This is a genomic window from Kitasatospora sp. NPDC015120 (assembly GCF_043080305.1).
Taxonomy (GTDB): Bacteria; Actinomycetota; Actinomycetes; order Streptomycetales; family Streptomycetaceae; genus Kitasatospora.
This window is the reverse complement of record NZ_JBIBVJ010000001.1, coordinates 159259-181426: the sequence shown is the minus strand read 5'-3', so window position 1 is coordinate 181426 and position 22168 is coordinate 159259. Positions and strand designations below refer to the sequence as shown.

Sequence of the window (22168 nt, the reverse complement as noted above, 5' to 3'; positions counted from 1 at the left end):
TAGTGGTGCTGACCGCGGTGAACGGGTGTGGCGCCCGGGGCGTGAGCGCACGGGAGGGGCGCCCGCCCCCGGCATGCCCCTTTTGTCGGTGGCGGGCCCTAGGATCGGTGGCCGGTAGTGGAATCGGCAGGAACGGACGTTGACGTGGCTACGCAGAGTACGGACAAGGGCGCGCCGGGTGGCGGCGGAGCCGGATCGCGGCCCCGCCTGATGCTGCTCGACGGGCACTCCATGGCCTACCGGGCGTTCTACGCGCTGCCCGTGGAGAACTTCAACACCTCCACCGGCCAGCCCACCAACGCGGTGTACGGCTTCGCCTCGATGCTCGCCAACACCGTCCGGGACGAGGCCCCCACCCACCTCGCGGTCGCCTTCGACCTCTCCCGCCAGACCTTCCGCTCGGTGGAGTTCCCCGACTACAAGGCCAACCGGGCCAAGACCCCGGACGAGTTCCGCAGCCAGGTCGGCCTGATCGGCGAGCTGCTCGACGCCATGAACGTGCCGCGGCTGACCGCCGAGGGCTTCGAGGCCGACGACATCATCGCCACCCTGGCCACCGCCGCCGAGGCGGCCGGCTACGACGTCGACATCGTCACCGGCGACCGCGACTCCCTCCAGCTGGTCACCGAGCACATCACCGTGCTCTACCCGACCAAGGGCGTCTCCGAGCTCACCCGCTACACCCCGGAGAAGGTCGCCGAGAAGTACGGCGTCACCCCCCGGCAGTACCCCGACCTCGCCGCGCTGCGCGGTGACCCGTCCGACAACCTGCCCGGCATCCCCGGCGTCGGCGAGAAGACCGCCGCCAAGTGGGTCAACCAGTTCGGCTCCTTCGAGGAACTGGTCGCCCGCGCCGACGAGGTCAAGGGCAAGATCGGCGAGAAGCTGCGCGAGCACCTCGACTCGGTCAGGCGCAACCGCGTCCTGACCGAACTGGTCCGCGACGTCGAACTCCCGCTCGGCGTGGCCGACCTGGCCCGCGCGCCGTTCGACCAGCCGGCCGTCGGCGCGCTGATGGAGTCGCTGGAGTTCCGCAACGCCAACTTCCGCGACCGGGTCTTCGGCATCGACCCGGCCGCCGCCGAGCCCGAGGCCGTGGAGCTCGCCCCCGGGGTCGAGGTCGACGGCGAGCTGCTCACCGACCCCGGCACCCTCGCCGTCTGGCTGCGGGAGCACGCGAGCGACAAGTCCCCGGTCGCGCTGGCCGCCGTCTACCAGTGGGCGCTCGGCAGCGGCGAGGTCACCGAGGTCGCGCTCGCCGCCGGGGAGACCGCCGCCTGGTTCGACCCGGCGCTGCTCGCCGAGGAGGACGAGCGTGCCTTCGCCGGCTGGCTGGCCGACCCGGCCGCACCCAAGGCCCTGCACATCGCCAAGCAGGTCATGCGCGCCTTCGCCGAGCGCGGCTGGAGCGTCGAGGGCGTCGTCGCCGACACCGCCCTCGCCGCCTACCTGGAGAAGCCCGGCCGGCGCACCTTCACCCTGGAGGTGCTCGCCGAGGAGTACCTGGGCCGCTCGCTCGCCCCGGCCCCCGCCGCCGAGTCCGGCCAGCTCGCCTTCGACGCCCCGGAGGAGGACCCGGCCGCCCACGCCCAGGCGCTGATGCTCCAGGCCCGCGCCGTGCTCGACCTCGCCGCGCTCTTCGACGGCCGCCTCGCCGAGGTCGGCGCCACCGAGCTGATGCGCGACATGGAACTGCCGATCGCCGCCCTGCTCGCCCGCATGGAGCGCACCGGCATCGCCGCCGACCGGGACTGGCTGACCGGGCTGGAGGCCCAGTTCGCCGCCGAGATCCAGCGGGTGGTCGAGGAGGCGCACGCCGCGGCCGGCCACGAGTTCAACCTCGGCTCGCCCAAGCAGCTCCAGGAGATCCTCTTCGGCGAGCTCGCCCTGCCGAAGACCAAGAAGATCAAGACCGGCTACACCACCGACGCCGACGCGCTCACCTGGCTCGCCACCCAGACCGACAACGAGCTGCCGGTCATCCTGCTGCGCCACCGGGACCAGGCCAAGCTGCGCACCACCGTCGAGGGCCTGCTCAAGACGGTCTCCCCGGCCGGACGCATCCACACCACCTTCAACCAGATGGTCGCCGCCACCGGCCGGCTCTCCTCGCAGGACCCGAACCTGCAGAACATCCCGGTCCGCACCGAGGAGGGCCGGATGATCCGCCGCGCCTTCGTCGTCGGCGAGGGCTACGAGTCGCTGCTCACCGCCGACTACTCGCAGATCGAGCTGCGGATCATGGCCCACCTCTCCGAGGACGAGGCGCTGATCGAGGCCTTCGCCAGCGGCGAGGACCTCCACACCACCGTCGCCTCCCAGGTGTTCGAGGTGCCGGGCAGCGCCGTCGACGCCGAGATGCGGCGCAAGATCAAGGCGATGTCCTACGGCCTCGCCTACGGGCTCTCCGCCTACGGGCTCTCCCAGCAGCTCGGCATCAAGCCCGCCGAGGCCCAGGGCCTGATGGACACCTACTTCGAGCGCTTCGGCGGCGTGCGCGACTACCTGCACCGGGTGGTCGAGGAGGCCCGCGCCACCGGCTACACCGAGACCCTGCTCGGCCGTCGCCGCTACCTGCCGGACCTCAACAGCGACAACCGCCAGCGCCGCGAGATGGCCGAGCGGATGGCCCTCAACGCCCCGATCCAGGGCTCGGCCGCCGACATCGTGAAGATCGCCATGCTCCGGGTCGACGAGGCGCTGCGCACCGCCGGGCTGACCTCCCGGATGCTGCTCCAGGTCCACGACGAGATCGTGCTGGAGCTGGCGCCCGGCGAGCGCGAGCCGGTCGAGGCGGTCGTCCGCGAGCAGATGGCCGGCGCCTACCCGCTGCGCGCCCCGCTCGACGTCTCGGTCGGCGTCGGCGCCGACTGGGAGGCGGCCGCGCACTGACGGTTCGTCAAGCAGCCCCGGGCGCGGTCTCGTCGAGGCCGCGCCCGGGGCCTTTCCGGCGGCGCGGGGCGGTCCTACCCTGGCGGCATGCCTGCCGATGAGGTGCTCCGCCGCGGCCGTGACGGTACCACCGTCGACCTCGTGTTCGAGCCGGGCGGGGGCTCCTGGCCCGCCGCCGCGCTCCTGGTGCTGCGCATGCTGGCCGGCGCGTTCGCCGTCGGCGCCGCCTTCCTCCCCGCCGGCGCGCTGCTGGTGGAGGTCGCGGTGATCGCCGGTGCCACCTTCGTGGGCGCGGTGACCGTCTGCGCGGTGCTGTGGGTGTCCGCCGTGCTGGTGCTGTGGCCGTTCGTCGCGGTCGCCGAGCTGCGGTCGGTCCGCCGGGTGCAGTTCGCCCCGGCCGGGGCCGCGACCGGACTGCGCTTCGTCCGGGGTGCCCGCGCGGATGCCTGGGCCCCGATCTCCGACCTGCGGCGCGTCCAGCTGGACGAGGTCGTGGAGGAGCCCTACGAGGGGGACCCCGAACCGGCCGTCCGCACCCTCGACATCACGGTGGTGGCCGCGGCCGGCGACGGCGGACGCCCGCACCGGGCGCCGAAGGGCACCGACGTCGACGCGCTCCAGCGCGCCCTGGAGGACCTGCTCGGCCCGGCCGGCGTCCCCGTGCTGCGCCGCACCGAGCGGCGCGTGCGCCCCACCCCCCGGCCCTCCTCCGGCGGCTGGGTCTACGGCGGCTCGGGCTCGGCCAATTCCGGCGGGGGCTTCTCCGGCGGCGGGTGAGCCGGGGCGAGGGGCCCTCGCCCGCCGTTGTCGCCCGGGGGGTTGATACCGGGTCAGGGAACCCCTTCACTTGTCATGGCGCCGTCGCTTCTTGATCGCGGCGCCGGTCCGCACCGCAGCTCCGACGCCTCACCCGACGAGCCTGGAGAACCCTCATGTCCCCCTCCCGTGTGCGACGCGCCGTCGTCGCGCTCACGGCCCTGCCCCTGCTCGCGTTCGGCGCGGGCCGGGCGGTGGCCGCCCCGGCCACCCCTCCGGCCGCCCCGGCCCCTCCGGCGGCCGCCTCCCGGGTCACCGCGATCGAGGACGGGATCGCCCGTACCCTCGCCACCTCCCTCACCGACCCCGCGCTGCGCGAGCGGCTGCGCACCGCGACCGCCTCCGCCTCCGCCGAACTCGCCCCGCTGGCGGCCGGCTCCCCGGCCCTCGCCGCCGCCACCGAGCGGGCGGACCGCGGCATCGCCGACGCCAAGGGCCTCGGCGCCGGCCTCGGCCCGCTGCTGCGCGTCCAGCTCGCCGACCCCTCGATGCGGGCCGCCCTCGACGCGGGCGCCGCGCCGCTGGTCGCCGTCGCCGGCACCGACGAGCACACCCGCACCGTCCGTGCCTACGACACCGCCGGCCGGGCCCTCGGCCTCGACGCCGGCACCCTGCCCGCCCGCCCCGTCTACCTGGTCGACCTCGACACGGCCAAGGCGACGACCGCCGGAATCGAACTGCTCCAGCGGGAGTTCGCCGCCCACGGCCTGGGCTCCGCCGCGCAGGCCGCGTCCGGCTGGTGGGGCACCAAGATCACCGCCGTCGAGGTGAACGACGACGAGGAGCCCTGGTTCAAGGGCGCCGCCGAGATGTTCAGCCTGGTGACCGGCTTCGGCCAGGACGGCAAGGTCCGGGTCGACTCCGTCGCCATGCCGTACCTCCAGTACGACGGCACGGTGTACTACCCCAACCAGATCCTGGTGAACTGGTCGAACTACAAGTACAACCTGGCCGACGTCGTCCTGATGGAGGACGACGGCGACACCAACTACCTGGCCCTCGCCCAGGCCGTCGCCGCCGTCCTGCTCACCATCGCCGACCAGGGCGCCTACATCCCGCTGGTCAACGCCGTCCTGGCGGCGCTGCCCTCCTCCTGGTGGGTCGACGACCCGGACTACGTCGAGTCCTGGTACACCCTCGCCCGCACCAGCACCGGCCGGCTCAACGGCGCCCGGGGCAACGGCTGGATGACCGTCGAGCCGTACTGGGTCAGCCAGCTCTGACGGGCCCCCGCCGCCACCGGGCCGGCGCCGCGCGCCCGTGCGCCGCGCCGGCCCGGTCGGCCCGTTGTTGACCAGGCCGTGTCACGGAGTCAGTTTCGTATTACCGTGGGCCCGGTGACGACGGAATCCACGACGACCGGCCAGCTCACCTCCCCGACCGGGGCGCCGACGCGCCAGGCCCGCAACTCCGCTGCCTTCTGGACCGCCACCGGCGTGTCCCGGGGCCACGAGGTGATCCGGCGCCGCGGGTTCCTCGCCGTCCACGGCGACGAGCGGGCCGGCGGGCGGATCCTGATCCAGGAGCCCGACCTCGACCCGGACGAGGTGGCCGAGGTGGGCGAACTGGTCCGCCGGGCCGCAGGTCCGGTGACCGTCGAGGATCCGTTCGGCGCGACGGACCTGAGCCACCTGGGCCTGCGCACCTGGCAGATGCCGATCATGCTGCGCCTGCCCGGACCCGTCGACGCCCCGGCACTGGACGTGACGCGGGTGCGGCGGCCCGAGGACCTCCGGGCGGCCGAGCGGATCGTGATCGAGGGCTTCGACCTGGCCGGCTTCGAGCCCTACCGCGCCGGTGAGCTCTTCCCGACCGCGCTGATCGAACAGCCGGGCGTGGACGTGTTCATCGCCTCGGTCGACGGCGTGCCCGCGGGCGCCGGCGTGAGCGTCGTGGCAGACGGCCTCGCCGGCCACTACTGGATCGCCACCTCGTCCGCCTTCCGCTCCCGAGGCGTCGGCCGCGCCGTGATGCTCGGCGCCCTCGCCCACGTCGCGGACCTCCCGGCCACCCTCACCGCTTCCAAGCTGGGCCGCCCGCTCTACGAGTCCCTGGGCTACGCGGTCGCATCGCCCTCGACCTGGTGGGCCTCGGAGTAGGAAGTCGGTGGGCCCGACTTCCTGTGCGCGCGTCTGGACTGTAAACCCATGACGGAGGTGGTGGATCATGCCCAGGCGTGACTACGAGGACGACCCCGGCGCCCCCGAGGCCAACTCCCTGGTCCCGGCCGCATCCGTGGTCGTGGTCGACGCCGCGGGCCGGGTTCTTCTCCAGCGGCGTACCGACAACGGCATGTGGGCGCTGCCGGGCGGCAGGATGGACATCGGCGAGTCGATCGCCGGCTGCGGCGTGCGCGAGACGCGCGAGGAGACCGGCATCGAGATCGAGATCACCGGGATCGTCGGCACCTACACCGACCCCCGCCACGTGTTCGCCTACGACGACGGCGAGGTCCGCCAGGAGGGTATATGCGGGTCCCCCCAGCGGATGGCGTAGCGTGGCGAGGTGATGGTTGACGGCGTGGGAAGCGGCGCGGTGCGAGCCGCCCTTGTCGGTGTGAGGAACTTCCGGGATGCCGGAGGGGTCGGCTCCTTGCCCCGGGGTGTGCTCTACCGCTCCGGTGCGTTGGGTGAGTTGACGGTCGAGGGAGCGCGGTCTCTGGGTGGTCTGGGGGTGCGCACGGTCGTGGACCTGAGGAGTGTTCCCGAGGTCGCGGAGCGGCCGGATGAGCTGCACGGCCTCGGTTTCGAGTGCCTGCATGTTCCGGTGTACGCCGAACAGAGATGGCCCGCTGAGCAGCTGGAGCTCTATCCCTCGATGGCCGAGCACGCCGGACGGTCGGTGGTAGCGGTGATCCGCAGGCTCCTGGCGGCCGATGGACCGGCTGTCCTGGTGCACTGCGCCTCGGGGAAGGACCGTACGGGTGTTGTGGTCGCGGTTGTTCAGACGTTGCTGGGTGCGTCCGAAGCCGAGGTCATTGGGGACTTCCTGCGTTCCAATCCCGCGTTGGGCCTGACCGGTCCGGGGGCGTCATCGGGGCTGACTCACGGCACCCGATCGGTCGCCGCCCACCACATCCGGCGGGCTTTGGTCTGGATCCGAAGCCACCACGGCTCCCTCCCTGCCTACCTCATCGCGCACGGCGCCAAGGGGTCCGAACTGGAGGCGCTGGCCCGCCTGACCTGAGCCGTTCCGTCGCCGACGGAGTAGCAGCCGTGGAAGTAGGTGACGCCGTGGGCGCGGTGGTAGGTCGCCGGGAGCCGGACGGGGCCGGATGAACCTATGCGGTCACAGCACTAGCGGCGCAGGAAGGTTCCGCCGTCGATGACCCAGAGGCCGGCCGGAACCGCGCCGCACTTGACGACTTCGGAGTGCGTCCGGGGGTTGGTCCGGTTCCAGCCGACCCGACGCTGGTGCTGCTCGTCGGTCGGGTAGAAGGTGAGGCCGGCCTCGGGGTGCCGGCCCTCCTCGAAGAGGTACGGCTCGCCCCCGAACGGGGTGACCACGACCTGCGAGACGGGCCCGGTCACGGTGATGGCACCGTTCCCGTCGACGGTCAGGCAGTCGACGTCGAACTCGGCCCGGGTGGTGCCGGTCTTCTCGAACACGTGCTGCACCACGACGTGCCCCTGGGTGTGGCCGTCGACCGCACGGGCGCTGACCCGCGCGGTGAGCCGCTCGCCCGGGTTGGGACCCGGGCCGTACTCGTTGAGCAGGGTCCAGCTGTGCAGCACGAGGTGCTGGGTCGGTACGGGGGTGGCCGGCGCGGCCGCGGCGGTGCCCGCCGTCCCGGCCGCGAGGGACACGGCCGCAGTGGTGAGCGCGAGGGCGGTGGTGAGCTTTCGCATGGTCAATCCTTCGTGAGAGCAGGACGATCAGGCTGATTCCCGACTGCCTCCAACCTTCCAGCCCGCCCCCGGTCGCCGCCTCCGCCGTGGGGAGGGACCGGCTCCCCTTGGCGGGTGAACCGCTCCTCCTCCGTCCGGCTCACCGAGTGGCGTGTCACCGCGCGGCGTGGCGGATCGCCGCCGTGCCCGATGGGGCAGGATCGGGGCGCCCCGGCGGACGGGACCGAACCGGGTGGCGGCGACAGCGCGTCGGGTGGTCAGTAGCGCGTGACCACCACCACTGGGGAGACACGGATGATGAGGATCAAGAAGACCGCCGCCGTCGCGGTGGCGCTCCTGAGCGCGACGCTGGGCGGTGCGGTCGCCACCGCGACGGCGGCACAGGCTGCCGTCCCCGCGAAGTTCCCCCGCGTCCACTGCAGCACCACCAAGATCGAGGTGAGGTCCCTCGACGTGGCCGGCGGCCCGGTCAAGTGCGGCGGCGCCCTGGGCGACCCCCTCTACTACACGATCAACGGCGTCGACCACGTCTTCGCGGTCGGGACCGACAACGCCATGTGGGCGCGGTGGATCAGCCCGTCGGGCGTCCTCAGCGACTGGGTCTCGTTCGGGGGCAACCTCACGAGCGAGATCCGGGTGTACGCCGATGACCCCGACACCCTGTACTTCCAGGCCCGCTGGGCCGACGGCCACCTGTACGAGATCATCCGCAACGGCAACGGCTCGTGGATCAACTGGCGCCGCCTCGGCTGAGAAGGTGTGGGGTAGCCGGGTGGCTACTCGTCCTTGAGGCCGTCGGCGAGGCGGCGGGCTGCTTCGGTCTCGATGGGGCCGCGCGGTTTGACCTCCTCGCCGACGAGGCGGGGCGGCCGCGAGCCGAATCACGCCTGCGCCGTGGGTGTTCTCAGCATCGTGAGGGCTTCCTGGACCAGTGTCTGGGCCCGGATCACCGTCGCGCTCAGTTCCTCGGGAGTCCCGCCCGGGCATCCCAGGATGCTGCGGACGCGCGCGCCGAAGTCCGGTGGTGCTGCCGGCAGCGTCTCGACGACAGCCAGGGCGCCCTTCTCGTTCAGGCACCAGCGCCGGTCCGCGGCGTACAGCGCCTGCACCAGCACGCCGACCGCTCGCGACAGGCACAGGGAGACGTAGAGGAGGTCGGCCCGTGCGGCGCCTTTCGCCGCAGCACCGGCCAGGAACTCCGCCTCCCAGGCCCCCGCCGTCAGCGCTTCCCGCAACCGCTCCGGGTACCTCGCGGTCCGCCGCCGGAGGTCGGTCAGCTCTCCACCGGGGTCGGTCAGGACCTGCCCCAGCGCCACCTCGCCCGCGTAGCAGGGCGACCAGAACCCGAGCGGATGACCCGCCTGCACCCCCACCTCGTACCGGCCCTCGCAGCAGTCGGCCCACACCTGCTCGACTCGGTCCAGGTCCCGCAGGATCCAGTCCACCGCGACCCCGTCGACCCGCAGCCACGCGCCGCCGTTCACCCAGGGCCCCCAGCCGCCCGGAGCGGCGACGTCCACGCCCGGCCCGGCCAGCGCGCGCAACGCGGCGACGTCGAGCTCGCCGCGGTAGTAGACGCCGAGATCCCAGTCCGAGTCGGGCCGGTGCTCTCCGCGCGCCCGGCTGCCGCCGAGCAGCACCCCGACCACGCCCGGCACCTGCACCAAGTCGCGAGCCATGTCCTCGATGATCGTCCGCATGGCGCGAGTCTGTCACTCGCCGACGCAACCGGCTCACCGTTGCTGCTGCGCAGGAAGTCGGTGTGGCCGACTTCCTGCGCAACGAGGGAGGGAGGTGCGCCTTCAGGCGGTGACGAGGGCGGGGGCGACCAGGGCCCAGACGAACTTGCCGACCCCGCCCGCGCGGGGGCAGCAGCCCCAGCGCTCGGCGAGTTCGTTGATGAGGAGGAGGCCGCGTCCGTGCTCGTCGTCCGTGGTGGTGGCGCGGAGGGCGGGTCGGTTGCTGCCGGCGTCGTGGACTTCCAGGCGCAGGCGGGAGTTGATGAGGGCGAAGCGGACCTCGATGAGGCGGTCGCCGGGGGCGTGGGAGTGCTGGACGGCATTGGCGAACAACTCGCCGAGAAGGAGTTCGGCGACATCGGAGTAGCGGTCGCCGGTGGGCAGCGCGGAGAGGTACGCGCGGAGCAGCTGGCGGGCGATGGGCGTGGAGGAGGTGCGGGAGTCGAGGCGGGCGGCGAACGTACGGGGACGGCAGGAAGCGAGCATGGCGGAGTCCTCGGTGGGGGTGGGAGGGAGGAGCGTCAAGGCGTCGCTTCGGTGTGTAGCGATGCGACTACCCGGCGCATCCACTGTGCTCTAGGATCTGGAGGTATTCAACTTGTCGATGCTGTTTGATTGGTAGGGTGAATCGCCTTGAACAAGAGGGAACTTGATCCGCAGGGCTCCCCGGCGGCCGAGTTCGGAGCGCTCGTCCGCAGGTCGCGTGAGCAGCGAGGGTGGACACAGGAGCACCTTGCGGGGCTGGTCGGGTGTACGTCGTCGCACATCTCCGCCCTTGAAAATGGCCGAAGGAAAGCAACTCGACGAATCGCAACACAACTTGACAGAGCGTTCGGTGTGGAGAAGAGGTTCCTGGCGGAGTGGAGCAGGTCGGGTCGGCGCATCCTGTTCGAGGGCTTCGAGGAGTACCTGCTCGACGAGTCGAAGGCTGTGGCGATGCGGCTGTTCGAGATCAACATCGTTCCGAGCCTGCTACAGACTCCCGCGTACATCCGGGCATATCAGGGGGCGCTGGTCGGCCGGGGTGTTGCAACGCAGCAGCAGGCCGATGAGCGAACCGAGTTGCTGCTCCACCGGCAGAGGATCCTTGCTTGTGATCCCGCACCACACATCCATGTGGTCATAGACGAAGGGGCGCTGCGGCGGTCCATCGGTAGCCGAGAAGTCATGGCCGAGCAGTTGCGGCACCTTGAGGCGCTTGCGGCTCGGCCCCGCGTGCTTGTGCAGATCAGTCCCTTCTCGCTGGGTGAAGTCAGGCCGTTTGCTCACCCGGTTACGTTGCTGACCATGCAGAACAGATCCATGGTTGGCTATGGGGAGACTCAGAAGCGGGGCTTCCTCGAGCGCGATCCGGAGACACTGGCCGAGTGGGCCAGTGAGTACGATCACCTCCAGGTGGAGGCGCTGTCCCGGGCGGCGAGCATCGAGTTCATTCGAGAAGTGCGGAGGGGTTTTGACCATGGATGACCTGCGCAGCGCTGCTTGGCGCAAGAGCTCGTACAGCGCCCAGCAGGGGCAATGTGTCGAGGTGATGATCGGGTCGTCGGGCCAGGTGCCGGTCCGGGATTCCAAGGATCCCGAGGGCCCTGCACTGGCTTATTCGACCGACGCGTGGCAGTCGTTCGTTGCGGCTGTTCGAGTCGGCGAGTTCGGCGAGGCCTGACGCACGGGGCCTCCTCTTGAGCTCTACTTCCGGGCGTTGGTGCGCTTGGTGGGCTCTGCCGTCGTCGGGTCCTCGGGCCAGGGGTGGCGGGGGTAGCGGCCTCTCAGATCTGCGCGGACGGCGGGGTAGCCGTTGTGCCAGAAGGACGCCAGATCTCCGGTGATGGCGGCGGGGCGGCCGGCGGGGGAGAGGAGGTGGATGGTGAGCGGGATCCTCCCGGCGGCCAGGGCGGGAGCGGCCTTCCATCCGAAGAGTTCCTGCAACTTGACGGCCAGCACCGGGCGTTCGGTGGTGTAGTCGACGCGGATCTTCGAGCCTGACGGCACCGTAATGCGTTCGGGGGCGAGTTCGTCCAAGCGGCCCGCCTCGCCGGTCGACCACGGCAGGAGGCGTTGCAGGGCCGCCGTGGTGTCGATCCTCGCGAGATCCGATCGGCGGCGGGCGCGGGAGAGTTCGGGCTCCAGCCACTCGTCGGCACGCGCGAGCAGGGCCTCGTCGCTGACGTCGGGCCAGGGAGCGCCGATGGCGGTGTGGAGGAAGGCCAGTCGCTCGCGCAGGTTGGACGGAAACGTCAGCAGGGTGCTGACGCCCTCGCGGGTGAGGCCTTCGAGGAGGGCGGCGCGGACGAGGGCCCGGTCGGGGTTGCTGAGCGGCTTCTCGGCGAGTTCGACGGCGCCGAGGGACTCCACCCGGCGGGAGACGACCTCGCCTCGCCGGGTGTCCCAGTGGACTTCGGCGCGCTGGGTGAGGAGTGGCGCTCCGGCCTGGCGGGCGGTTTCCTCGTCGAGGGCGGCGGCGTTCAGGATCCGGGCGGAAGGGGATCCGGCCGGGCGGTCGGCCGTCGCGACGGCGAGCCAGGGGAGGGACCCCAACGCCGTGCCGGGGGCGAGTTCGGCCGCCGTCCCCGACACCATCAGGTACGGGCTGCGCTCGCCCGGGGCGGGCCGCTCCACCCGGGCGCGGGCGATGCGTTCGGGGAAGGCGAGGGCGACGACGAGGCCGACGGCCGTGGAGTCGGGAAGGGCGGTGGAGGGTTCGGAACCGGAGGCGCGGCGCAGGCGGCGGGTCTCCTCGCGCCAGCGGCCCGCGTACGGGTCCCGCGCGGTGCGGACGGTGCGCAGGACGGCGGCGAGGTCGTCCCCCAGCGCGCGCGGCGGCTCCTCGGAGAGCAGGGCGACCACCTCGGCGGCCCGGTCGGCGCCGACCAGGGGCGCCCCGTCGACGAGGGCCCGGCCCAGCCGCGGGTGGAGCCCGGTGCGGGCGAGGCGGACGCCGCGCTTCGTCGCCCGGCCGTCGGCGGAGACCGCCCCGAGGGCGAGCAGGGTCTCCCGGGCGGCGGCCATCGCCCCCGCCGGGGGCCGGTCCGGCAGGGCGAGCCCGGTGGCGTCCGGGTCGCCCCACACGGCGGCCTGGAGGGCGAAGGACGTCAGGTCGGCGAGCGCGATCTCGGGGGTGGGGAAGCGGGCGGCGCGGGCGTCCTCGGCCTCGTGCCAGCAGCGGTAGACGGTGCCCGGGGCCTCGCGGCCGGCGCGGCCGGCGCGCTGGCGGGCGGCGGCGAGCGAGGCGCGGACGGTCACCAGGGCGGAGAGCCCGCGCGCGTGGTCGGTGCGCGGTTCGCGGGCGAGCCCGGCGTCCACCACGACCCGCACACCGGGGACGGTGAGCGAGGACTCGGCGACGGCGGTGGCCAGCACGACGCGGCGCCCGTCGGACGGCGCGAGGGCGGCGTCCTGCACGGCCTGCGGGGCGCGGCCGTGCAGTTGCAGGACCTCGGCCGGCACGCCGCCGAGCTGCCCGGCGACCCGGGCGATCTCGCCGACGCCGGGCAGGAAGCAGAGCACGTCCCCCTCCCGCTCGCTCAGGGCCCGCCGGACGACGGAAGCGACGTGGTCGAGCAGCGCGAAGTCCACCCGGGTGCCGTGCGCGGGCCGGACGGCGCGCGGCGGCGGCGCCCACACGACCTCCACCGGGTGCGAGACGCCGTGCGCCTCGACCACCGGCGCGCCGTCCAGCAACTCCGCCCAGGCGGCGGTGTCGGACGTGGCGGAGGCGCAGACGATCCGCAGCTCGGGCCGCAGGGCGGCGCGCACGTCGAGCAGGAAGGCGAGCGCGGTGTCGGCGTCCAGGTGCCGTTCGTGGCACTCGTCGAGCACGACGACGTCGACGCCCGCCAGCTCCTGGTCGCGCTGGAGGCGCTGGAGCAGCACGCCGGTGGTGACCACCTCGACCACGGTGTCCGGCCCGACGCGCCGCTCGCCGCGCACGGTGAAGCCGACCTCGGCGCCCACCGTGGAGCCGAGCAGCCAGGCCATCCGCCGGGCGGCGGCCCGGACGGCGAGCCGTCGCGGTTCGGCGACGAGGACACGGCGAACGGGCCCGGAACCGAGCAGCCCGGCCAGGGCGAGCGGCACGAGGGTCGTCTTGCCGGTGCCGGGCGGGGCGGCGAGGACGGCGGCGCCGTGCTCCTCCAGCGCGCCGGCCAGGGCGGGCAGGGCGGTGCGGACGGGCAGCTCGCGCCAGGACGGGTGCACGCGTCAGTCCCGCTCGGCGACGAAGATCGCGGTGCCGGGGATGAACCGCCCGCGCAGCGGCGACCAGCCGCCCCACTCCTGCTCGTGCCCGTCCGGCCACTCGGGCTCGACGAGGTCGAGCAGCCGGAAGCCGGCCGCGACGAGTTCGCGGACCCGGTCGCCGAGGGTGCGGTGGTGCTCGACGTAGGTGGCGCGGCCCTGCTCGTCCTCCTCGACGTAGGGGGTGCGGTCGAAGTAGGAGGCGACGGCGGTGAGGCCCTCGACGCCCGGCTCGTCGGGGAAGGCCCAGCGGATCGGGTGGGTGACCGAGAAGACCCAGCGCCCGCCGGGCCGCAGCACCCGGTGCACCTCGCGCATCAGGGCGGCGGTGTCGGCGCTGAACGGGACGGCGCCGTAGGCGGAGCAGGCGAGGTCGAAGGAGGCGTCGGCGAAGGGCAGCACGGCGGCGTCGGCCTGGACGACCGGGACGGGTGCGGCGCCGCGGGCGAGGTCGATCCGCAGCGAGTGCTGGAGCTGGCGGTGCGAGATGTCGAGGGCGACCGGGCGGGCGCCGCGGCCGGCCAGCCAGCGCGAGCACTGGGCGGCGCCGGCACCGATCTCCAGGACGGTGCGGCCGGTGACGTCGCCGAGCAGCCGGGCGTCGGCCTCGTCGAGGCCCTCGGGGCACCAGGTGAACCGGTCGTCGCCGAGGAACGCGCCGTGTTCGTCCTGGTACTCGTCGGCGTTGCGGTCCCACCAGTGGCGGCTGGCGCGGCTGCTCTCGCCGGTGCCGGCGGAGCGCCTTACCGCGTCGTCGCCGTCCTCGTCAAGATCATGGGGGTCGGGGAGGGGGGTGCCGGTCACGGTGAGAAGGCCCATCGCGTAGGGTGTCGTCTGCGGAAGCGCCGCTGCCGTGAACCGGTCCGAGAGGTCCGGTGTCCCGGCGGTGGCATCCGGGGAAGGGTCCTCCCAGCGGCCGCCACCCATCGAGGTGCGCAATCGGAGGATATGGCCTGATCCATACCGGGCTCCACCGTCTTGCCGTTCTTGGCGTTGACCGTGCCTGGCCGTCCCCGTATGCTACAAGTTGCGCTGCGGGCCTGCGCGCCTCGGACGGAGCAGGTCGCGCTCGCATCTGTCGAAGACCCCACGGTCGCAAGACGGACGCCGATCTCCCGTTGCTGCGGGAATCCCGGTGCTCCGTGTTCTTGGCTGTCCGGCTTTCGGTGGGAGCGATACGGGCCCTCCGCGTGGCATTACCTACGACTTTCATGTCCGTACCGGAGCCCTTTTCCTAATGACGAGCCCCACCGACTCCTCCCTCAGCACCACCCCGCAGGTCGCGCTCAACGACATCGGCGACGCCGAGGCGTTCCTGGCCGCGATCGACGAGACCATCAAGTACTTCAACGATGGCGACATCGTCGAGGGCGTCATCGTGAAGGTCGACCGTGACGAGGTCCTCCTCGACATCGGTTACAAGACCGAGGGCGTCATCCCGTCCCGCGAGCTGTCGATCAAGCACGACGTCGACCCGCACGAGGTCGTCGCCGTCGGCGACAACATCGAGGCCCTGGTTCTCCAGAAGGAGGACAAGGAGGGTCGTCTCATCCTGTCCAAGAAGCGCGCTCAGTACGAGCGTGCCTGGGGCACGATCGAGAAGATCAAGGAAGAGGACGGCATCGTCACCGGTACCGTCATCGAGGTCGTCAAGGGTGGTCTCATCCTCGACATCGGCCTCCGTGGCTTCCTCCCGGCCTCGCTCGTCGAGATGCGCCGCGTCCGCGACCTCCAGCCCTACGTGGGCAAGGAGCTTGAGGCCAAGATCATCGAGCTGGACAAGAACCGCAACAACGTGGTCCTGTCCCGCCGTGCCTGGCTGGAGCAGACCCAGAGCGAGGTCCGCCAGACCTTCCTCACCACCCTCCAGAAGGGCCAGGTGCGCTCCGGCGTCGTCTCCTCGATCGTCAACTTCGGTGCCTTCGTGGACCTGGGTGGCGTCGACGGTCTGGTCCACGTCTCCGAGCTGTCCTGGAAGCACATCGACCACCCGTCCGAGGTCGTCGAGGTCGGCCAGGAGGTCACGGTCGAGGTCCTGGACGTCGACATGGACCGCGAGCGCGTCTCCCTGTCGCTGAAGGCGACCCAGGAGGACCCGTGGCAGCAGTTCGCCCGGACCCACCAGATCGGTCAGGTCGTCCCGGGTAAGGTCACCAAGCTGGTTCCGTTCGGTGCGTTCGTCCGCGTGGACGAGGGCATCGAGGGTCTGGTCCACATCTCCGAGCTGGCCGAGCGCCACGTCGAGATCCCGGAGCAGGTCGTCCAGGTCGGCGACGAGATCTTCGTCAAGGTCATCGACATCGACCTGGAGCGTCGCCGCATCAGCCTCTCGCTGAAGCAGGCCAACGAGGCGCTGGGTGCCAACCCGGCCGAGGTCGAGTTCGACCCGACCCTGTACGGCATGGCCGCGTCCTACGACGACCAGGGCAACTACATCTACCCGGAGGGCTTCGACCCCGAGGCGAACGACTGGCTGCCCGGCTTCGAGAAGCAGCGCGAGGAGTGGGAGCGGCAGTACGCCGAGGCCCAGGCCCGCTTCGAGCAGCACCAGGCCCAGGTCATCAAGAGCCGCGAGGCCGACGCGGAGGCCGCTGCCGAGGGTGGCGACGCCGTCGCCGCCGCCGCCGGTGGCTCCTACTCGTCCAGCAGCGACGAGGGCTCCGGCGCCCTGGCCTCGGACGAGGCCCTGGCCGCCCTGCGCGAGAAGCTGGCCGGCGGCCAGAGCTGAGGCTCTGCCCCGCTGGTGCGTGACTAGCGCCTAGCGTCATCGATGAACCCCGCTCGGTTTCCGAGCGGGGTTCATTGTTTTTCGACCTTCATTATTTATTCCTTATGTGGCGAATTTTTGTGATGAGGGGCTCATTGAATACCTATGGGTGATTCGGTGAACGCCGCCTACCGTGGGAGGAGTTGCCCGATGGGCCGCTCACCCGGCCCCGCACGCTAGGCACCCCCCGCACATGAGCCCTCGCTCCGCCGTGTCCTCCGCCGCCCCCGCCCGCCCGTCCGCCGGCCAGCAGGTCGGCGGGCGCCTCGCCGCCCTCGGCCGGTTCTGCTACCGGCAGCGACGCTGGGTGCTCGGCTTCTGGGCCGTCGTGCTGGTGATAGGCGTGCTGATCGGCGGGCGGGTCTTCGAGGGCTCGGTGGCCGGCGCCTCCTCCGCCTCCTCCGAGGCGGACCGCGGCAGCGCCGTCGTCACCGCCGCCGACCCGGCCAGGGGCACCGTGACCGCGGTGGTGGACGGCCGGCCGGTGGACGACGCGGCCGTCCGGGACGCCGTGACCCGCGCCACCGCCGAGATCGCCGCCCTGCCCGGGGTCTCCTCGGCCACCGACGCCTACGGCCCCGGCCCGGGCGCCGCCGCGCTCCGCTCGGCCGACGGCACCGCGAGCCTGGTCTCGGTGCGGATGTCCGACACCAGCACCTCCGCCCAGACCAGCACCGTCACCCAGCGGCTTTCCGCCATTCAGACCGACGTCCGGGCCGAGGGCGGGAAGGTGACCGTCGGCGGGGACCTGGTGCTCCAGGACGAGGTCAAGAAGCAGACCGAGAAGGACACCCGCTTCGGCGAGATCGTCACCCTGCCGCTCACCCTGATCGTCATGGTGCTGGTCTTCGGCGGCCTGGCCGCCGCGAGCCTGCCGGTGATCGGCGCCGTGGCCTCGGTCGGCGGCGCGCTGCTGGCCATGTTCGGATTCAGCCGGATCATGGACATCGACACCAGCGTGCTGCCCATCGCCACCGTGCTCGGCCTCGGCCTGTCGATCGACTACGCGCTGCTCATGGTGAACCGCTTCCGCGAGGAACGCGGCCACGGCGCGACGATCGCCGCCGCCGTCGAGCGGACCGCCGCCACGGCCGGGCGCACCGTCGCCTTCTCCGGACTGACCGTGGCCGTCGCGCTCTCCGGCCTGTTCGTCTTCACCAGCCCGGTGCTCGCCGCCGTCTCGGCGGCCGGGGTGAGCGTCGTGGTGATCGCGGTCGCCGCCGCGCTCACCCTCATCCCCGCGCTGCTGGGCTTCGCCGGGAGCCGGATCAAGGCCCCCACGGCGCCCGTGCCCGACGAGGGCTTCTTCAGCCGGACGGTGCGCCGGGTCGGCAAGCGGGCGGTGCCGGTGGCGCTGGTCTGCACCGCGCTGCTGATGGCCGCCGGCGCGCCGTTCCTGCACGCCGACATGCGCAACTCCGGCGCCTCCGTGCTGCCCGCCTCCTCGGCCGGCCGGCAGGTCGCCGAGACGATCGACCAGCGCTTCCCGCAGGCCTCCGCCGCCCCGATCACGGTGGTGGTGGAAAGCGGCGCCGCCGTCGCCCAGGCCTACGCGGACGACGTGGTGGCCCAGCTGCCGGGCGTCAGCGGCGTGCGCGCCGTCACCCCGGTGAGCGACACCGTCTCCACCATCGACGTCCTGGTGCACGGCGACCCGCAGGGCGGGCAGGCCAAGCAGGTGGTGAAGGAGCTGCGCGCCGACCGCGGCGGGCTCACCACCGAGGTGACCGGCGGCGCGGCCTCGGTGGTCGACTTCCAGGACGAACTGCACACCCGCGGGCCGATCGCGCTCGGCCTGGTCGCCCTCGGCACCCTGATCCTGCTGTTCCTGATGACCGGCTCGGTGGTGATGCCGGTCAAGGCGCTGGTGATGAACCTGCTGTCGCTGGGCGCCTCGCTCGGCGCGCTCACCCTGGTCTTCCAGGACGGCTGGTTCAGCGGACTGCTCGGCTTCAGCCCGACCGGCGGTCTGGAGACCTTCATCCCGGTGCTGGTGTTCGCCTTCGCCTTCGGGCTGTCGATGGACTACGAGGTCTTCCTGCTCTCACGGATCAAGGAACTGCGGGACAAGGGCCACAGCTGCACCCGGTCGGTGGAGCTGGGCGTCCAGCGCAGCGGGAGGATCATCACCTCGGCGGCGCTGCTGATGGTGATCGTCTTCGCCGGCTTCGCGCTCGGCGACATGCTGATGGTCAAGCAGATGGGCATCGCCCTGGCCGTCGCCGTGGCGGTCGACGCCACGCTGGTGCGCTGCCTGCTGGTGCCCGCCGCGATGAGCCTGTTCGGCGAGTTCAACTGGTGGGCGCCGGCCCCGCTGCGCCGGCTGCACGACCGGTTCGGGCTGAGCGAGCACGTGGAGCTGCCGCGGATCGCGCCGGCGGTGCTGCCCTCGCCGCGGCCCGTCGCCGGGAAGGAGCTGGCCGCCACCGCGCCGTAGCGGTTCGGGAGTACCGTGCGGGGCATGCGGATCACCAAGTTCGGACATGCCTGCGTACGCCTGGAGCACGGGGGGACGACGGTCGTCGTCGACCCCGGGATGTTCACCGACCCCGCCGTCCTGGCGGGAGCGGACGCCGTGCTGATCACCCACGAGCACGCCGACCACTTCGAGGAGGCCCCGCTGCGGGCCGCGCTGGAGGCGGACCCGGCGCTGCGGGTGTGGACCAACCCGGATGTCGCCCGGAAGCTGGAGGGGGTGGCCCGGCGGGTGACCGCGGTCGGGGAGGACGACGCCTTCGACCTCGGCGGGATCGGCGTCACGGTGCACGGCGAGTGGCATGCGGTGATCCACCCGGAGATCCCCCGGGTGCGCAACATCGGGTTCCTCTTCGACGGGCGGCTGTTCCACCCCGGGGACGCGCTGACCGTGCCGCCGCAGCCGGTGGACACCCTGCTGCTGCCGATCGCCGCGCCCTGGACCAAGGTCGCCGAACTGGTCGACTACGTGCGCGAGGCCGGGCCGCGGCAGGCCGTTCCGGTGCACGACGCGGTGCTCAGCACGGCCGGGCTGGCGGTGCACACCCGTCTGGTCGGCCCCGGCGGGCCGGGCACCGGGGCGCAGCTGCACACCCTCGGCGAGGGGGAGAGCCTCGACCTGGGGTGACCGCGAGGTGAGGTCCGCCGGTAGCCTGGCGCCATGCTGAAGATCGGACTGACGGGCGGCATCGGCGCGGGCAAGAGCGAGGTGTCGCGGCTGCTCGCCGCCCACGGCGCGGTGATCGTGGACTCCGACGTGATCGCCCGCGAGGTGGTCGCCCCCGGCACCGCGGGCCTCGATGCGGTGGCCGCCGAGTTCGGCGAGGGCGTGCTCGCGGCGGACGGCTCGCTGGACCGGCCGGCGCTCGGTGCGATCGTCTTCGCCGACCCGGAGCGGCTGCGGGCCCTGAACGCGATCGTCCACCCGCTGGTCCGGGCGCGGTCCGCCGAGCTGGAGGCGGCGGCCGCGCCGGACGCGGTGGTGGTGCACGACGTCCCGCTGCTCGCCGAGAACGGGCTCGGCCCGCTCTACGACCGGGTGATCGTGGTCGACGCGGCGGACGAGGTGCGGGTCGAGCGGCTGGTCCGGCTGCGCGGCATGACCGAGGAGGAGGCCCGCGCCCGGATGGCCGCCCAGGCGAGCCGGGCCGACCGGCTGGCGATCGCCGACCTGGTGATCGACAACAGCGGCCCGCTGGAGGAGCTCGCGCCCAGGGTGGCCGAGGTGTGGGAGCAGCTCACCGCCGGCCGGTGACGCCGTCCGCCGCACGCACCGCGGCGGCGGCGAAGGCCCGGATCATCGGATGGGCCCGGGTGCCGTCGCCGGCCAGCTCCGGCTGGAACAGCGAGGCCAGGAAGAACGGGTGCGTCTCGGCGGGCAGCTCCAGGATCCGCAGCGCCCCGGTGTCGTCGGTGCCGCTGAAGCGCAGGCCTCCCGCGGTCAGCCGCTCCCGGTAGGCGTCGTTGAGTCCGTACCCGCAGTGGTAGCGCTCCACCGTGCGCGGTGCGCCGAGGACGCGTTCGGCCAGCGAGCCGGGCGTCACGCGCACCGCGCCCTCGTGGCCCACCAGGGAGCAGCTGAGCGGCACGACCACCAGGTCCGCCCCGCCGGGGTGGTTCTCGCCGTGCGCGGCGCCGTCGAGGCCGCAGACGTGGCGGGCGTACTCCAGCACCGCGTGCTGGAAGCCGGCGCAGGTGCCGAGGAAGGGGATGCGCCGCTCGCGGGCGGTGCGCACGGCGGCGACCGCGCCGTCCTCGCTGCGGTACGGGCTGCCGGGGAGCAGCCAGACGGCGTCGAAGCCGTCCAGCGCGCCGGGGGCGGCGGCGTCCTCGGTGGGGATCCAGTAGGCGTCGAGCACGAGCTGGTCGCGCTCGGCGAGCGCGTCGAGCAGGGCCGGGACGCGGGTGTGCGAGCGGACGGCGGTCGAGCGGTCGCCGACCAGGGCGAGGCGGGGAGCGGGAGGCGTCATACGGCTATCCTGACGGGCGGCGCTGGATCAGCGCCAACGATGATTCCTTACTCCTCGATCAGTGGAGGTGATGGCGCGTGGAACCCCAGCAGTTGCGCACCTTCGTGACCGTGGTCCGGCTGGGCTCGTTCTCCGAGGCGGCCCGTGCGCTCGGCTACACCCAGTCCGCGGTCTCCCAGCAGGTCGCCGCGCTGGAGACGGACCTCGGCACGGCGGTGCTGCACCGGCGCCCGGTCGGTCCGACCGAGGCGGGAGCACGGCTGCTGGAGCACGCCTCCGCACTGCTGCTGAGGATCGATGCGGCGCGGGCCGACATCGCGCGCCTGGCGGGTGCCGCGAGCGCCCGCCTCACCGTCGGGGCCACGCCGCTGGCGCTCGGGGCGCAGGTCGGGCACGCGCTCGCCGAGGTGCGCCGGGTGCATCCCACGGTGGACCTGACGGTGCGGGTGGTCGCCCAGGACGACCTGCCCGCCGAGGTCGCCGCCGGCGCCGTCGACCTGGCGCTCGTCGACGGCCCGGCCGCGCCGTCCGACCCGCTCCCGCTGCCCGACGTGGGCCCGCTCGCCACCGTCGCGGTCGCGGAGCAGCCGCTGGCCGTCGCCCTTCCGGCGGACCACCCGCTGGCCGGGCGCAGCGGGCTCGCGCTCGCCGACCTGTCCGCCGCCCGCTGGCTGGACGCCCCCGGGCTCGCCCCGGGCGGCGCCCGGTTGCGGGCCGTGACCGCCGTCGACGGCTACCGGCCGGCCGCCCGCTACCTGGGCACCGACGTCCGCGGGCTGCTGGCCCTGGTCGCCGCCGGGCACGGGCCGGTCCTGCTGCCCGCCGCCGCCCTGGCGGGCACGCCGGGCGTGGTGGGCGTGCCGGTCCGGGCGCCCCGGCTGGTGCACCGCACCGAACTCGTCCACGGCGCCCTGCCGGAGGGGCCGGCCGCGCTGCTGGCCCGTCTGCTGACCGGGGACCCGGGCGGGGATCAGCCGACGATGCGGGCGCCGGGGCAGCACGGGCCGTCGACCCGGTAGCAGACGTAGCGCAGACAGCCCAGGCAGACCGAGATGTTCTCCAGCCGCCAGCTCTGGCCGTGGCAGGTGCAGTCGGCGCGTTCGCGCAGCAGTTCGTCCCAGCCGTCGGCGCCCCCGTTGGCGGCGAAGGCCGCGGCCACGTACGCGGTGGTGGCCGGGTCGTCGTCGGCGGTGCCGCGCCGGGTGGCGTCCAGGTGCCAGCAGTAGAGGGCGAGCAACGCCCGTCCGTCGACCAGGCGGTAGCCGGCCCGGCCGTCGTCCTCCCAGGCCCGGACCAGCCGGGTGACCCGTTCGGGGAACGGGCGTGCGCGGTCGAGGAGGCAGCGATTGCCCTGCAGCCGTGGCGGGTTGGCGGTCATGTGGTCCCCTTTCCGGGGCCCACGGTAGGGCGTCGTGCCGTGAAGTCCCC

General features: G+C 73.0%; 20 protein-coding genes and 1 pseudogene. 14 read left to right on the top strand and 7 right to left on the bottom strand.

Annotated features, from left to right (window positions below; all coding sequences use genetic code 11):
- The first annotated feature begins 210 nt into the window (after positions 1-210).
- The 6 genes and pseudogenes from polA (at position 211) to ACF1AK_RS00755 (ending at position 6894) form a co-directional block, all read left to right on the top strand.
- Complete coding sequence (gene polA / locus ACF1AK_RS00780) at positions 211-2892, top strand: DNA polymerase I (protein WP_391497324.1); 2682 nt, start codon at positions 211-213, stop codon at positions 2890-2892.
- An 87-nt stretch (positions 2893-2979) separates the two neighbouring features.
- Entirely contained in the window at positions 2980-3669 is a 690-nt protein-coding gene (locus ACF1AK_RS00775; protein ID WP_391496624.1) for a hypothetical protein, read from the top strand.
- A 155-nt stretch (positions 3670-3824) separates the two neighbouring features.
- The gene (locus ACF1AK_RS00770; protein ID WP_391496623.1) at positions 3825-4931 is read left to right on the top strand and encodes a DUF3103 family protein; all 1107 of its coding nucleotides are present in this window, start codon (positions 3825-3827) and stop codon (positions 4929-4931) included.
- Between the two features lie 114 nt (positions 4932-5045).
- Positions 5046-5807, top strand: coding sequence for a GNAT family N-acetyltransferase (locus ACF1AK_RS00765; RefSeq protein ID WP_391496622.1), 762 nt, complete (start codon positions 5046-5048; stop codon positions 5805-5807).
- 67 nt (positions 5808-5874) lie between these two features.
- Positions 5875-6180 (top strand): annotated as a pseudogene (locus ACF1AK_RS00760) (NUDIX domain-containing protein); the annotation flags it as partial.
- A gap of 36 nt (positions 6181-6216) precedes the next feature.
- Positions 6217-6894 (top strand): tyrosine-protein phosphatase, encoded by a 678-nt coding sequence (locus ACF1AK_RS00755; RefSeq protein WP_391497323.1) that lies wholly within the window; start codon positions 6217-6219, stop codon positions 6892-6894.
- Positions 6895-7004: 110 nt separating this feature from the next.
- Here ACF1AK_RS00755 and ACF1AK_RS00750 read toward each other — a convergent pair whose 3' ends face one another.
- Complete coding sequence (locus ACF1AK_RS00750) at positions 7005-7556, bottom strand: hypothetical protein (RefSeq protein WP_391496621.1); 552 nt, start codon at positions 7554-7556, stop codon at positions 7005-7007.
- A gap of 294 nt (positions 7557-7850) precedes the next feature.
- On the opposite strand from ACF1AK_RS00750, the gene ACF1AK_RS00745 reads away from it, so the two are divergent.
- A complete protein-coding gene (locus tag ACF1AK_RS00745; RefSeq protein WP_391496620.1) occupies positions 7851-8309 on the top strand; it encodes a hypothetical protein in 459 nt (152 codons plus the stop codon).
- A gap of 128 nt (positions 8310-8437) precedes the next feature.
- On the opposite strand, the gene ACF1AK_RS00740 is transcribed toward ACF1AK_RS00745, so the two are convergent.
- Together ACF1AK_RS00740 and ACF1AK_RS00735 are read right to left on the bottom strand one after the other, a co-directional pair.
- Complete coding sequence (locus tag ACF1AK_RS00740; protein ID WP_391496619.1) at positions 8438-9256, bottom strand: DUF4037 domain-containing protein; 819 nt, start codon at positions 9254-9256, stop codon at positions 8438-8440.
- 102 nt (positions 9257-9358) lie between these two features.
- Complete coding sequence (locus ACF1AK_RS00735) at positions 9359-9781, bottom strand: ATP-binding protein (protein ID WP_391496618.1); 423 nt, start codon at positions 9779-9781, stop codon at positions 9359-9361.
- Between the two features lie 147 nt (positions 9782-9928).
- Between ACF1AK_RS00735 and ACF1AK_RS00730 the strand changes: the two genes are divergently transcribed.
- On the top strand, positions 9929-10762 hold the full coding sequence (locus tag ACF1AK_RS00730; protein ID WP_391496617.1) for a Scr1 family TA system antitoxin-like transcriptional regulator: 834 nt from the start codon (positions 9929-9931) through the stop codon (positions 10760-10762).
- On the top strand, positions 10755-10958 hold the full coding sequence (locus tag ACF1AK_RS00725) for a DUF397 domain-containing protein (protein WP_391496616.1): 204 nt from the start codon (positions 10755-10757) through the stop codon (positions 10956-10958). The genes ACF1AK_RS00730 and ACF1AK_RS00725 overlap by 8 nt, the downstream gene beginning before the upstream one ends.
- Before the next feature lie 23 nt (positions 10959-10981).
- On the opposite strand, the gene hrpB is transcribed toward ACF1AK_RS00725, so the two are convergent.
- Complete coding sequence (gene hrpB, locus ACF1AK_RS00720) at positions 10982-13489, bottom strand: ATP-dependent helicase HrpB (protein ID WP_391496615.1); 2508 nt, start codon at positions 13487-13489, stop codon at positions 10982-10984.
- Positions 13490-13492: 3 nt separating this feature from the next.
- A complete protein-coding gene (locus tag ACF1AK_RS00715) occupies positions 13493-14347 on the bottom strand; it encodes a class I SAM-dependent methyltransferase (protein ID WP_391496614.1) in 855 nt (284 codons plus the stop codon).
- Positions 14348-14765: 418 nt separating this feature from the next.
- Here ACF1AK_RS00715 and rpsA point away from each other — a divergent pair, with 418 nt between their 5' ends.
- From rpsA to coaE, 4 genes are all read left to right on the top strand, one after another.
- On the top strand, positions 14766-16256 hold the full coding sequence (gene rpsA, locus ACF1AK_RS00710; RefSeq protein WP_350543883.1) for a 30S ribosomal protein S1: 1491 nt from the start codon (positions 14766-14768) through the stop codon (positions 16254-16256).
- 232 nt (positions 16257-16488) lie between these two features.
- Entirely contained in the window at positions 16489-18732 is a 2244-nt protein-coding gene (locus ACF1AK_RS00705; protein ID WP_391496613.1) for an MMPL family transporter, read from the top strand.
- A 24-nt stretch (positions 18733-18756) separates the two neighbouring features.
- Positions 18757-19398 carry an MBL fold metallo-hydrolase gene (locus ACF1AK_RS00700; RefSeq protein ID WP_391496612.1) on the top strand — a complete coding sequence of 214 codons (642 nt, stop codon included), beginning with the start codon at positions 18757-18759 and terminating at the stop codon, positions 19396-19398.
- Positions 19399-19431: 33 nt separating this feature from the next.
- Positions 19432-20025 (top strand): dephospho-CoA kinase, encoded by a 594-nt coding sequence (coaE, locus tag ACF1AK_RS00695; protein ID WP_391496611.1) that lies wholly within the window; start codon positions 19432-19434, stop codon positions 20023-20025.
- On the opposite strand, the gene ACF1AK_RS00690 is transcribed toward coaE, so the two are convergent.
- Positions 20009-20740, bottom strand: a complete 732-nt coding sequence (locus tag ACF1AK_RS00690) for a hypothetical protein (protein ID WP_391496610.1) — start codon at positions 20738-20740, stop codon at positions 20009-20011. The genes coaE and ACF1AK_RS00690 overlap by 17 nt on opposite strands.
- A gap of 77 nt (positions 20741-20817) precedes the next feature.
- Here ACF1AK_RS00690 and ACF1AK_RS00685 point away from each other — a divergent pair, with 77 nt between their 5' ends.
- Complete coding sequence (locus tag ACF1AK_RS00685; RefSeq protein ID WP_391496609.1) at positions 20818-21759, top strand: LysR family transcriptional regulator; 942 nt, start codon at positions 20818-20820, stop codon at positions 21757-21759.
- Here ACF1AK_RS00685 and ACF1AK_RS00680 read toward each other — a convergent pair.
- Positions 21711-22118, bottom strand: coding sequence for a hypothetical protein (locus ACF1AK_RS00680; protein ID WP_391496608.1), 408 nt, complete (start codon positions 22116-22118; stop codon positions 21711-21713). The genes ACF1AK_RS00685 and ACF1AK_RS00680 overlap by 49 nt on opposite strands.
- Positions 22119-22168 lie beyond the last annotated feature (50 nt).

Coding starts and splice junctions, on each gene's coding strand:
- ACF1AK_RS00750 (WP_391496621.1), bottom strand. CDS start 7,556: ATGCGAAAGCTCACCACCGCCCTCGCGCTCACCACTGCGGCCGTGTCC.
- coaE (WP_391496611.1), top strand. CDS start 19,432: ATGCTGAAGATCGGACTGACGGGCGGCATCGGCGCGGGCAAGAGCGAG.
- ACF1AK_RS00690 (WP_391496610.1), bottom strand. CDS start 20,740: ATGACGCCTCCCGCTCCCCGCCTCGCCCTGGTCGGCGACCGCTCGACC.
- ACF1AK_RS00705 (WP_391496613.1), top strand. CDS start 16,489: ATGAGCCCTCGCTCCGCCGTGTCCTCCGCCGCCCCCGCCCGCCCGTCC.
- ACF1AK_RS00680 (WP_391496608.1), bottom strand. CDS start 22,118: ATGACCGCCAACCCGCCACGGCTGCAGGGCAATCGCTGCCTCCTCGAC.
- ACF1AK_RS00770 (WP_391496623.1), top strand. CDS start 3,825: ATGTCCCCCTCCCGTGTGCGACGCGCCGTCGTCGCGCTCACGGCCCTG.
- ACF1AK_RS00725 (WP_391496616.1), top strand. CDS start 10,755: ATGGATGACCTGCGCAGCGCTGCTTGGCGCAAGAGCTCGTACAGCGCC.
- polA (WP_391497324.1), top strand. CDS start 211: ATGCTGCTCGACGGGCACTCCATGGCCTACCGGGCGTTCTACGCGCTG.
- ACF1AK_RS00745 (WP_391496620.1), top strand. CDS start 7,851: ATGATGAGGATCAAGAAGACCGCCGCCGTCGCGGTGGCGCTCCTGAGC.
- ACF1AK_RS00735 (WP_391496618.1), bottom strand. CDS start 9,781: ATGCTCGCTTCCTGCCGTCCCCGTACGTTCGCCGCCCGCCTCGACTCC.
- ACF1AK_RS00715 (WP_391496614.1), bottom strand. CDS start 14,347: ATGGGCCTTCTCACCGTGACCGGCACCCCCCTCCCCGACCCCCATGAT.
- ACF1AK_RS00700 (WP_391496612.1), top strand. CDS start 18,757: ATGCGGATCACCAAGTTCGGACATGCCTGCGTACGCCTGGAGCACGGG.
- ACF1AK_RS00755 (WP_391497323.1), top strand. CDS start 6,217: ATGGTTGACGGCGTGGGAAGCGGCGCGGTGCGAGCCGCCCTTGTCGGT.
- ACF1AK_RS00740 (WP_391496619.1), bottom strand. CDS start 9,256: ATGCGGACGATCATCGAGGACATGGCTCGCGACTTGGTGCAGGTGCCG.
- ACF1AK_RS00775 (WP_391496624.1), top strand. CDS start 2,980: ATGCCTGCCGATGAGGTGCTCCGCCGCGGCCGTGACGGTACCACCGTC.
- rpsA (WP_350543883.1), top strand. CDS start 14,766: ATGACGAGCCCCACCGACTCCTCCCTCAGCACCACCCCGCAGGTCGCG.